The sequence below is a fragment of the Mesorhizobium sp. P3_A9 genome, from assembly GCF_056402975.1.
Genome location: NZ_JBFUGJ010000205.1, coordinates 1 through 10769, shown reverse-complemented (window position 1 = coordinate 10769; position 10769 = coordinate 1). Strand labels below are relative to the sequence as shown.

Annotated in this window: 12 protein-coding genes; 7 read left to right on the top strand and 5 right to left on the bottom strand. The window is 61.9% G+C overall.

The annotated features are described in order from the left end of the window. Window positions 1-192 precede the first annotated feature (192 nt). The gene (locus AC1DX0_RS23455; protein ID WP_477357002.1) at window positions 193-465 is read left to right on the top strand and encodes an HU family DNA-binding protein; all 273 of its coding nucleotides are present in this window, start codon (window positions 193-195) and stop codon (window positions 463-465) included. A 78-nt stretch (window positions 466-543) separates the two neighbouring features. Here the strand turns inward: AC1DX0_RS23455 and AC1DX0_RS23450 are convergent, their stop codons facing one another. Continuing rightward, on the bottom strand, window positions 544-1566 hold the full coding sequence (locus AC1DX0_RS23450; protein ID WP_477221216.1) for an aldo/keto reductase: 1023 nt from the start codon (window positions 1564-1566) through the stop codon (window positions 544-546). Between the two features lie 150 nt (window positions 1567-1716). On the opposite strand from AC1DX0_RS23450, the gene AC1DX0_RS23445 reads away from it, so the two are divergent. The 3 genes from AC1DX0_RS23445 to AC1DX0_RS23435 all read left to right on the top strand — a co-directional run bounded on the left by AC1DX0_RS23445 (window position 1717) and on the right by AC1DX0_RS23435 (window position 3597). Further along, on the top strand, window positions 1717-2283 hold the full coding sequence (locus AC1DX0_RS23445) for an SIS domain-containing protein (RefSeq protein WP_477357000.1): 567 nt from the start codon (window positions 1717-1719) through the stop codon (window positions 2281-2283). A gap of 3 nt (window positions 2284-2286) precedes the next feature. Beyond that, complete coding sequence (locus AC1DX0_RS23440; RefSeq protein ID WP_477221218.1) at window positions 2287-3033, top strand: creatininase family protein; 747 nt, start codon at window positions 2287-2289, stop codon at window positions 3031-3033. 63 nt (window positions 3034-3096) lie between these two features. Next, window positions 3097-3597 carry a hypothetical protein gene (locus AC1DX0_RS23435; protein WP_477221219.1) on the top strand — a complete coding sequence of 167 codons (501 nt, stop codon included), beginning with the start codon at window positions 3097-3099 and terminating at the stop codon, window positions 3595-3597. A gap of 9 nt (window positions 3598-3606) precedes the next feature. On the opposite strand, the gene AC1DX0_RS23430 is transcribed toward AC1DX0_RS23435, so the two are convergent. From AC1DX0_RS23430 to AC1DX0_RS23415, 4 genes are all read right to left on the bottom strand, one after another. Continuing rightward, window positions 3607-3915, bottom strand: coding sequence for a hypothetical protein (locus AC1DX0_RS23430; RefSeq protein WP_477221220.1), 309 nt, complete (start codon window positions 3913-3915; stop codon window positions 3607-3609). Between the two features lie 2 nt (window positions 3916-3917). Further along, complete coding sequence (locus tag AC1DX0_RS23425; protein WP_477356999.1) at window positions 3918-4835, bottom strand: carbohydrate ABC transporter permease; 918 nt, start codon at window positions 4833-4835, stop codon at window positions 3918-3920. A gap of 11 nt (window positions 4836-4846) precedes the next feature. Further along, the gene (locus AC1DX0_RS23420) at window positions 4847-5968 is read right to left on the bottom strand and encodes a carbohydrate ABC transporter permease (protein WP_477221222.1); all 1122 of its coding nucleotides are present in this window, start codon (window positions 5966-5968) and stop codon (window positions 4847-4849) included. A gap of 97 nt (window positions 5969-6065) precedes the next feature. Further along, entirely contained in the window at window positions 6066-7730 is a 1665-nt protein-coding gene (locus AC1DX0_RS23415) for a type 2 periplasmic-binding domain-containing protein (protein ID WP_477356997.1), read from the bottom strand. Window positions 7731-8006: 276 nt separating this feature from the next. Here AC1DX0_RS23415 and AC1DX0_RS23410 point away from each other — a divergent pair, with 276 nt between their 5' ends. The 3 genes from AC1DX0_RS23410 to rbsK are packed head-to-tail and all read left to right on the top strand — an operon-like array spanning window position 8007 to window position 10479. Further along, a complete protein-coding gene (locus tag AC1DX0_RS23410; RefSeq protein ID WP_477221224.1) occupies window positions 8007-9065 on the top strand; it encodes an ABC transporter ATP-binding protein in 1059 nt (352 codons plus the stop codon). Window positions 9066-9092: 27 nt separating this feature from the next. Beyond that, window positions 9093-9545, top strand: a complete 453-nt coding sequence (locus AC1DX0_RS23405) for an RbsD/FucU family protein (protein WP_477221225.1) — start codon at window positions 9093-9095, stop codon at window positions 9543-9545. Window positions 9546-9549: 4 nt separating this feature from the next. After that, entirely contained in the window at window positions 9550-10479 is a 930-nt protein-coding gene (gene rbsK / locus AC1DX0_RS23400) for a ribokinase (protein ID WP_477221226.1), read from the top strand. Window positions 10480-10769 lie beyond the last annotated feature (290 nt).

Sequence of the window (10769 nt, the reverse complement as noted above, 5' to 3'; positions counted from 1 at the left end):
TGCTAAAGTTGCAGTGCACAAACGGAAAGCCGGGCCTCGCGCCCGGCTTTTTCATGTGAAGAACCCACCATTTCCGGGCTTTTTCCGCTTTTTTCCTGCCTTTTCGACTTGGTTGCGGGAACGCTTCTTTCTAAAGTCCGTTTCCTGCCGGATGAGTCGTTAGTTCCGGTGTTCTCATGGAAGGGAATTTTTATGAACAAKAACGAACTGGTGYCCGCTGTCGCCGACGCCGCGAGCATTTCGAAGGGTGACGCGCAGTCGGCGGTCGATGCGGTATTTTCCGTGATCACCGGCGAACTGAAGAAGGGCGGCGATGTCCGGCTTGTCGGCTTTGGCAATTTCACCGTGTCAAAGCGTGCGGCCTCAACCGGCCGCAACCCGCAGACCGGCGCCGAAGTGAAGATCCCGGCACGCACCGTGCCGAAGTTTTCCGCCGGCAAAGGCCTCAAGGACGCAGTCAACTAAACGCGTTTTTCTTTTCAGAGACAGAAAAGCCGGGCTCGCCCGGCTTTTCATTTTTTGGCCCGACGCCGACGCGTGGGGTTATGCGGTCGGCGCATCCGCGCGCATCAAGCCTTCCTTCTTGAGGTCGGCCCACAGCGCCGCTGGCAGCTTCGCGTCAAGCAGTGACCGGTTGCTTTCGACCTCGCTTGGCCGCTGGCCACCGGGGATCACCGAGACGACCGAGGGATGCAGCGCCGGAAACTGAAGCGCCGCCTCGATCAACCTGACGCCGTGGCGTTTGCAGACTGACTCGATGCCGGCGACCCGCTCGAGAATGTCCTTCGGCGCTTCTGAATAGTTGTAGTAGGCRCCCGGCTTSGGTCCKGTYGCCAGGATGCCGGAATTGTAGGGKCCTCCCAGCACGATGCCGATGCCGCGCTTCTGGCAGAGCGGCAGAAAGGATGTCAGCGCCTCCTGTTCCAGCAGCGTGTAGCGCCCGGCAAGCAGGAACAGGTCGAAATCGCCGCGCTCGGCCAGCGTCTGGGCAACCTGCCATTCGTTGATGCCGCCGCCGAACGCCTTGATGACGCCCTGGTCGCGCAGCGACAGCAGCCCGTAATAGCCCGAGCGCATGAATTCATCGATGCGCTGGTCGGACGCCTCCTTGCTGCCATGGGTGAAGATGTCGACATCGTGCACGAACAGGATGTCGATCCGGTCGACGCCAAGCCGCTCGAGCGAGGCTTCGAACGAGCGCATGACGCCGTCATAGCTGTAGTCGTAGACTTCCCGGCGAGACGGCGTGTCGAAGAACTTGCCGATGCCCGTGCGCTCTTCCGGCGGGCAGGCGCGCATCAGGCGGCCGACCTTGCTCGACAGCACGTAGTCGTCGCGCTTCTTGCTGCGCAGGAACGGGTTGAGGCGTGTTTCCGACAGGCCGAGCCCGTAGAGCGGCGCGGTGTCGTAGTAGCGGCAGCCGGTCGCCCAGGCGGCATCGAGCGTGGCATTGGCATCCTCGTCGGAGACGGCGCGGTAGAGATTGCCGAGCGGCGCCGTGCCGAAGCCGAGCTCGGTAAAGGTGATGCCGCCATTGCCGATGCGGTCGAAATGCCGTGTCTTCATGTCCTGGTATGTCCTGGCTTGATTTGTCTGACATGACACTATCATGCCTGTGATCAGGCAAAAGCGCTGGAGAGCGTTGGACACGCATTTTCGCGGTTGCTAGCATGAACGAAATCAAGCTGTTCGTGGACATTTGAGGGCAGGTTTGCGGTGAACGACAAGAACGAAAACCTGTTTGCAACCGCGCTCGACGAACTCGGCGCCGTGCTGGCGCGCGTGGATGAAGGCCAGATCGACGCCGCCTGCAAGATGTTGGCCGAAGCCAAACAGATCGTCGTCTATGGCTGCGGCCGCGAGGCCTTGCAGGTCAAGGGTTTCGCCATGCGGCTCTATCACCTCGGCCTGCCGGTCTCGGTGGTCGGCGACATGACCACGCCGCCGCTGGGCCCAGGCGACGTCTTCCTGGCCAGTTCCGGGCCGGGAGAAACTTCGACGGTGCTGACCTTGATGCAGGTCGCGCGCGATGCCGGTGCAACCAACCTGCTGTTGACCGCTCAGGCCGAAGGCAGCGCGGCAAAGCGGGCCGACTTCACGCTGCTCATCCCGGCSCAGACCATGGCCMRYGACCAGGGGCCGSAAAAGACRTCKGTSCTGCCGATGGGCTCGGTGTTCGAAGGYGCGCTGTTCCTGCTGTTCGAGGTGATGGTGCTGAAGCTCAAATCCCTGACCGGCGCGTCGCCGCAAGCCATGCGCGCCCGCCACACCAACATGGAATAGACCATGCGCTATGAACTGATGCTGCCACACCAGATCCGCAAGGCGATCGCGCAGAATTGGCCGGTCGCCCTGCCGCTCGGCGTGCTCGAATACCATGGCGAGCACATGGCCGTCGGCATGGACACGCTGGCCGTCATCAAGACGCTGGAACTGTTCGAGAAGGAGAGGGACGTCGTCATCCTGCCGCCCTTCTATTATGGCGCGGCGAGCTACGCCGTGGCGCGACCGGAGGGCACGGGTTCGGTGCAGGTCGGCGGCAATCAACTGGCGCCGTTCGGCGAGGAGCTGTTCTACAGCCTGCTACGCATCGGCTTCCGCAACATCCACGCCATCATCCATCACCAGACCGAAAACTTCGCCGCCGGCATGCCGACCGATCTCGCCTTCAAGACCGCCGGCCGGCAGGCGATCTTCCGTTTCCTCGAGAAGCAGCGCGGCGAGGGCTGGTGGGGCTCCGAGACGATGGCCGACTATTATGCCGGACATGCCGCGGGCGAAAACTTTTTCAATTGGGTGCAGGTGCATCCGCTGATGCCGGCGGCGATGAACGGCAAGTACCCGTTCGACCATGCCGGCATCGGCGAGACATCGCTGATGCTGGCGCTATGTCCGGAGGCTGTCGATGCCGCCCGCTTCGCCGACAACACCGGCTGGTACACGGCGACCGCCACGGACGCGTCGGCCGAACTGGGGCAAAAGGGCGTCGCGATGATCATGGATCACCTGCGCGTAACGCTTTCAGGAAAGTAATCTCACGGCGAGGTTACACCTTTTTCATTTTCGGTCGGCATGGTCGCGTCAGCGGGGCGACGGATGGACGAGATCGGCAGCGACGGGCGATTGCGGCACGACATTCCCATGCACGTCGCCAAGCGCCTGTTCCTGGGCCTTGCTGGCCTCTTCTGCATTGTCATGCCGACATGGGAACTCTTTCGCGGCGTGTGGCCGCCGACTGTATTCAGCCCTTTCTTCCTGTTCATTGTCCTGGGCGCGTATGCGATTGGCATCCCGGTCATGCACGCTGCGCTCTTCAGTCCGGCAGTGCGATGGATCGTCAGGCGTGGTCGTATCGACATTGTGCTGCGCAACCCGATCTTTTTGCGCCGGCATCATCTGCGGCCAGATGACATCGCTGATTTCAGCTTTCGCACGATCGAGTGGGACAGCGGTAGCCCGACCTACACTGTTGTTCTGACGACGGTGACAGGCGAGCGATTCGAGACGCGGGATTTCGGCACCACCGCAACTGCGGAGATGTTTCGCGACCGGATAAAATCCGTATTTCTGGGATCGCAAACCGCCCCCGGGGCATGATCTCGCACTTCAAGTGCGGTTTCGCGCGGCCCTGTATTCGGCAATCGACTTGTCCGGATCGCTTTTGGTCGCTACGGCCCAGATGAAGGTGCCGCCGCCGGCGATTGCCAGGATGACGTAGAGGGCTATGCCAAGCGCAACGTGGTTGGCATAGAAACCCACCAGAGCCATGAGCAGGCCGCCGCAGAGCATCGCCAACACAAAGCCGGCGATGACGGCGCTGCCCTGCCAGGCGATCGGCATGACGCCTTTGCCGTAGCGGTCGCGGCCGACATAGCCGACGCGGATGTTGCGTGCGAACCAATATGGGCCGGCCATGATTACTTCACGGCTCCCGCCGTCATGCCCATGATCAGGTAACGTTCCAGCGCTATGCCGATAACCGCCAGCGGCGCTATGGCCGCGGTGGCGAGCGCTGCCATCGACCACCAGTTGATGCCTTGCGATCCGGTCTGGCTCGCCACCATGACGGGAATGGTCTTGGCATCGGTAGAGGTCAAAAGGGCGGCGAAGAAATACTCGTTCCAGCACAGCACCATCGCCAGGATGAAGGCGGCGACCATGCCCGGCAGCGCGATCGGCATGACGATGCGGAAGAAGGCGCCCCAGATCGACAGGCCATCGACGAGGGCCGCTTCCTCGAGCTCGACGGGGATCGAGTTGAACTGGTCGCGCATGATCCAGATGACGATCGGCAGCACCATCAGCGTGTAGAGCAGGATCAGCCCGATGCGCGTGTCGAGCAGGCCGACTTCCCGGTAAAGCACCAGGAAGGGCAGTGCCAGCACCACAGGCGGCAGGATCAGCTGCGACAGGAAGAAGAACGAGATGTCTTCGTTCTTGAACCAGGCGAACTTGTAGCGGTAGCGCGTCAGCCCGTAGGCGGCGAGGCTGCCGATGACGATGGCAAGGCTCGACGCGCCAACCGAGGTGATGACCGAATTCATGAAGCGCTTGARGAACTCGTCGCGCACCGTSGASGTCYGGAAGATCGARTCCGGCGACAGGCCRAGCGARCGCCAGCCCTTCCAGTCCGGYTGGAARTCGACGAASGGGATSAGGTGGCCTTGCGTGACATCGACCGCCGATTTGAACGAGGTCGTTAGCGTCCAGTAGATCGGGAACAGGCAGATGAAGGCCCAGAACACCAGCGCGCCATAGATGAAGAAGCGGCTGGTGATGAAGCTCGCCGGCGAGCGGATTTCGGAAACGGTGTATTCGGTGGTTTGAACGCTCATGATCCCACCGCTCAGTTGACGTTGCGCACGAAGCGGTTGGCGAATTTCAGCAGCCAGGTCACGAACACGACGATGATGACCAGATAGGCCATCGCCAGCATGGTGCCGTAACCGACATTCGAGCGGTCGCGGTACTCGCGGTAGATGAAGCTGGAGACGGAATCGGTGGCGCCGCCGGGCCCGCCCGAAGTCACCGTGATGATGATGTCGGCGAGCTTCAGCTTGAAGATGATACGCAGGATGACCGCCGTCACCGACACCGGCAGCATCAGCGGGAAGGTGACCTGCCAGAAGGTCTGCCAGGCATTGGCGCCGTCGACCCGTGCGGCCTCCAGCACCTCGCGCGACATGGCCTGCAGGCCGGCCAGCAGCATGATCATCATGAACGGGATGAAGGTCCAGGCATCGAGCACCATGATCGAGATTCGGGCGGTGATCGGATCACTGAAGAAGGCCGGGTTTTCCCAGCCGAGATAGCGCGCGAGTGTCGCTGCCGGCCCGAACCGATATTCCATCAGCGATTTGCCGACCATCCACGACACCGCGACCGGCGACAGCATCAGCGGCATCAGGAAGACGACACGGAAAAACTTTCGCGCGCGGATCTGCGCGTTGAGCAACAGCGCAAGGCCGAAGGCAATCACGTATTCAACCAGAATGGCGAGCACGTAGAGCACCATGTTGAACAGCGCATTGCGGTAATAGGGATCGCCCAGCATCTGCCAGAAATTGTCGAGCCCGTTGAATTTTCGGCCGGCAAATGAGCTGAGGTTCCAGTCGGTAAGCGCGATGTAGAAACCGAACAGCGTCGGGAAGATCACCATGGCGATGGTGAAGAGCAGCGCCGGCAGCAGAAACAGCGCGCGCTGGCCGTCCTCGCCACGCGTCAGCACCTGGCCGATGCCGATCGCCACGCCCCACAGCACATAGGCGTAGACGACGGGACGCCATGTCTCGAAGCCGATCGTGTCGACCTCGCTCTTGTAAAGGATTTGAACAAGGATCGTTGCCAGTAGGCCGAACGTCGCCGCTGCCATCAGTGCCCTGCCGAGGCGTTTGCGGCCAGGCGGAATCAGATCGATTGGTGCCGAATTTGCCGGCCACGCATTCGTGGTCGAAGTCTGGTCAGCCACGCCTCTCGCCTCTTCTGCAGAAATGACCGGCAGGAACCGGTCAAAATGCGGCCCGACGACGATGTGCCGCCGGGCCGTGATCCTATCATGGGTCTGTCTACACGCCGAGTGAGGCCTTGTAGAGCTTGATCTGCTTTTCACGGCCGATCTGGTCRGTGAGCTTYTCCCAGGCGGCGGCGATGGCRTCGGCGCCTTCCTGTGCCTTCATCTTGCCGGCGAAGGTGTTGGCCARGATGTCCTCGGCRGCRCTGTAGTACTGGAAGATGCCGGGGATGCGCGGCTCGATCGCGCCGTTCGGATGGTTGTAGGAGTTGAACTGGGAATCCAGGTAGCTCGTGATGAATGCCTTGTCGTAGCCGGCGGCCACCCATTCGTCGATGTCGTGCTGGCTGTTGCGGTAGCACTGGAAGCCCGACGGATACATCGCCGTCCAGATCGCCAGATCCTTGCCACCGAGATGCGCCGCTGCGCTCCACGCGGCCTTTTGCTTCTTCGGATCGCTGTCGACGCGGGCCATGACATAAACGCCCCAGCCGAGATAGGCGAGGTTCGGCGCGTAGTTAGGTCCGCCCGGCAGCTTGTCCCATTTTCCGGTCTTGGAATTGTAGACGTCATCCGACCCCGGCAGGATGTCGAAGCCGCAAAGATCGCCAATCACAGACGAATCGTTGGTTTTGACGTTGGAGCCGATATCGCCCCACCAGGGGATCATCGAGCCGGTGCCGGCCAGGAACTGCTGGAAGCCGGTGGTGTTCGGGTCGGCGTTGATCTGGTCGGCGGGTTCAGACGGCAAAGCGTCAATGACGTCCTGGATGGCGCGCACCCAGGCCGGGTTGTTGACACGTGGCTTCATCGTATCGGCGTCGAACAGCCACGCCTTGTCGTCGGGATGCTTGGCGTAGGCGCTGGCGCGGCTGCCAAGGAAGTAGAAGCCGAAACCGCCCCAGGGCTTGGGCGCATCGAGATAGCCATAGACATCCTGGCCCTTGAATTTCTTGCCCTTGAGGAACTTGGTCACGGCCTGCACCTGCTGCCAGGTCTTCGGCACGCCCCATTCGCCGGCACCGCCGCCGTCCTTCCACTGCTTGGCGAGGTCGGCATCGGCAAACACGTCGGTGCGGTAGTTGAAATTGTGCGTGTCGCCGTCAATCGTCACGCGATATTGCTTGCCGTCCCAGGTGCCGACCGGCGGCTTCAGATAATTGACGAGATCGTCGATATCGATCTGTTTCTTGACCCAGTCGGGCATTTCCGAAGTGAGCCCCTTGCCGCAGACATCGCCTTCGAACGGCGCGCCCATCTCGGCAATGTCGAAGTCGACGGTTCCGGTGGCAATCGACTGCTGCAGGCGGGCATTGTAATCCGCCTGTGCCAGATCGATCCAGTTGATCTTGGCGCCGGTATAGGTCTCCCATGGCTTCAGGAAGCCGCGGAACAGCACATTGTGCAGGTTCTGGTTGTTGAGGCCCATGAAGGTCAGCTCGACGCCGGCGAATTCGCCTTCCTTGACATTGGTCTTGGTCGCATCGAGGCAGAGCTCACCGACCTTCTGGAAGTCGGCGTCGGTAGGCTGACCCTTGCCGACGCCAGGGATTTGCAGGATTTTCGTGCGCAGCTCGCTGGCGGCGGAGGYGGGACGTGTGAACGCGCCAAGCCCGGCGCCGGATGCGGCGGCGATAGCGGCCATGCTGGCCGCACCCTTCAATAAGTCGCGTCGGGTGGCTCCCGCGCGGACCATTTTCTCGTAAAGATCGACTCTCATCTACCATTCCTCCCAGAACAAAGCCGTGAATTGATATGCCAATATTTCGGACGCCGAGACGTCGGCGGTTCTCCTCGATAAAACGGGGACGTGGGACCCCACCCTGCGTCGCCTGGAGTTCCGCTTTCCGGGTGAAAGGTCCGGCATTCGGATTGGCAACCATCACTATTCGCACAACGGGATGCCGTGTCAACGAGAATGGATTTTTATCTATAAGAGACTGACTTGCCCTTGCCGTTGGCGTTGGCTAGCTTCACGGCAACGAGAGGGAGGACGATGGCTCAAGTCGCAATCAGCAAGGTGGCCAAGGCGTTTGGAACCGTCCAGGTTCTGCATGAGGTCAGCGTCGACATCGCCGACGGACAGTTCGTGGTGCTGGTYGGSCCSTCSGGYTGCGGCAAGTCCACGCTGCTCAGAATGGTGGCCGGGCTGGAGACCGTTTCCGGCGGCACGATCGCCATCGGCGACCGCGTCGTCAATCATCTGCCGCCGGCCAAGCGCGACATCGCCATGGTGTTCCAGAACTATGCGCTCTATCCGCACAAGACGGTGGAGCAGAACATGGCCTTTGCCCTCAAGCTGCGCAAAACCGATCCGGCCGAAGTCGCCGAGCGGGTCAAGCGCGCCGCCGACATTCTCGATCTCAATCCCTATCTGAAGCGCTATCCCCGGCAGCTCTCGGGCGGCCAGCGCCAGCGCGTCGCCATGGGCCGCGCCATCGTGCGCAATCCGCAGGTGTTCCTGTTCGATGAGCCGCTCAGCAATCTCGACGCCAAGCTGCGCGTGCAGATGCGCACCGAGATCAAGGAACTGCACCAGCGGCTGAAGACCACCACGATCTACGTCACCCACGACCAGATCGAGGCGATGACCATGGCCGACAAGATCGTCGTCATGCGTGACGGCCGCATCGAGCAGGTCGGCGCGCCGCTGGAACTGTTCGACCGGCCGGCCAATTTGTTTGTCGCCGGCTTCATCGGCTCGCCGTCGATGAACCTGCTCAAGGGCATCATGCGCAAGGGCGACAAACCGGGCGTTGAGATCGCTGGCACGCTGTTCCCGATTGCCCCCAATAGCGCGGCGCAGGACGGGCAGGCTGTCGTCTATGGCGTGCGCCCGGAACATCTGGAGATCCATCCCGATGGCGTGCCGGCGAAGATTTCGGTGGTCGAGCCGACCGGCTCGGAAACGCTGGTGTTCCTGCGCTTCGGCGAGGGCGAGATGGTGGCGCTGTTCCGTGAACGCCACGACTTCAAGCCCGGGGACACGTTGACCCTGAAGCCGAGGCTCGACCAGGTCCATCTTTTCGACGCCGAGACCGGCAAGCGTCTCTGATCACAAACGCACTTCACGAGGACTATCATGCTCAAAGGCATCAATCCGCTGCTCAATGCCGACGTGCTGCAGGCATTGCGGGCGATGGGCCATGGCGATGACCTGATCATCGCCGACACCAATTTTCCGTCGGATTCGGTGGCAAAGCAGACCGTTCACGGCAAGCTGCTGCGCATCGATGCATCGGCCGCCGAGGTAGTGAAGGCGGTGTTGTCGCTTTATCCCCTGGACACATTCGTCGATGACTCCGCTGCGCGCATGGAAATCGTCGGCAAGCCGGATGAGATCCCGCCGGTGCAGCAGGAAGTGCAAAAGGAGATCGACAAGGCCGAAGGCAAGGCCTGGCCGATGATTTCCGTCGAGCGCTATGCCTTCTATGAGCGCGCCAAGCAGGCCTATTGCGTCATCCAGACCGGCGAACGCCGCTTCTATGGCTGCTTYGCCTTCCGCAAGGGCGTCGTGCCGCCGGATGCGGAGTAGCAGCATGGCCACCGGCAAGCCTGTCGTCATTTTGGGTGTCTTTGTCGCCGACACCGCCTATCGCGCGGATCGCCAGCCGCGTATGGGCGAGACGATCCTCGGCAATTCGTTCAAGCTGGGCCCTGGCGGCAAAGGGTCGAACCAGGCCGTTGCCGCCGGCAAGCTCGGCGCCGACACCACCTTCCTGACCCGGCTTGGTGTCGATGCCTTCGCCGACATGGCCAAGCGGACCTGGAAGGATGCCGGCGTGAAAAGCGCCGTCATCGACACGCCGGACAGCTATACCGGTGCTGCCTACATCTTCGTCGAGGAGGGCAGCGGCAACAACGCCATCATCGTCAGCCCTGGCGCCGCCATGCTGATCTCGTCGGCCGATATCGAGGCCAACGGGGATTTGATTCGTGGCGCCGGCGTCTTCGTCACGCAGCTCGAGCAGCCGATCGACGCGGCGCTCAGGGCGCTTGAGATCGCGCGCGGGGCAGGGGTGACGACCATCCTCAACCCCGCTCCCGCGGCAAAGCTTCCGGACCGCATCTATACGCTCTGCGACTATCTCACGCCGAACGAGACCGAGACGGAGGAATTGACCGGACTGAAAGTTTCTTCGGTCGATGAGGCGCGCGCCGCCGCCGGCAAGCTGCTTGAAAAGGGCGTCGGCACGGTCATTGTCACGCTCGGCGACAAGGGCGCGCTGCTGCACTCGAAGGACCGCTCCGACCATGTCCCCGCCATCAGTGCCGGGCCGGTGGTCGAAACCACCGGTGCTGGGGATGCTTTCAACGGCGGCTTTGCCGCAGCGCTGTCGCGAGGCGTGGAGCCGCTGCAGGCGGTGCGCTTCGCCTGCGCCGTCGCCGGCATTTCGGTGACGCGCCCGGGCACGGCGCCGTCGATGCCGACGTTGCAGGAGGTCGAGGCACTGCTGGCGAAGGGTTGAGACATTGAGGCTCGCGGAGCCATCAGGCCGTTCCATCCCTAATGCATGTCGCCCCAAAAGGGGCCTCGGTTTTCAGACAATGACGTGCATGAAAACAAGGGCCTAAAGCGCGTCGCAAGAATTCGCTTCAACGCGACGCGCTTTAGATGTCCCGCAGGCGATAGCCCGATCACTTACTGCTTGATGTAGCAGCGTTTTTCTTGATTGGGCGCGGGATCACCGAATGAATCATTGTCGCATTGGACGCCATTGCGGAACACGTCCTGCGTGAATCGGCCGCGCGCCCCGTA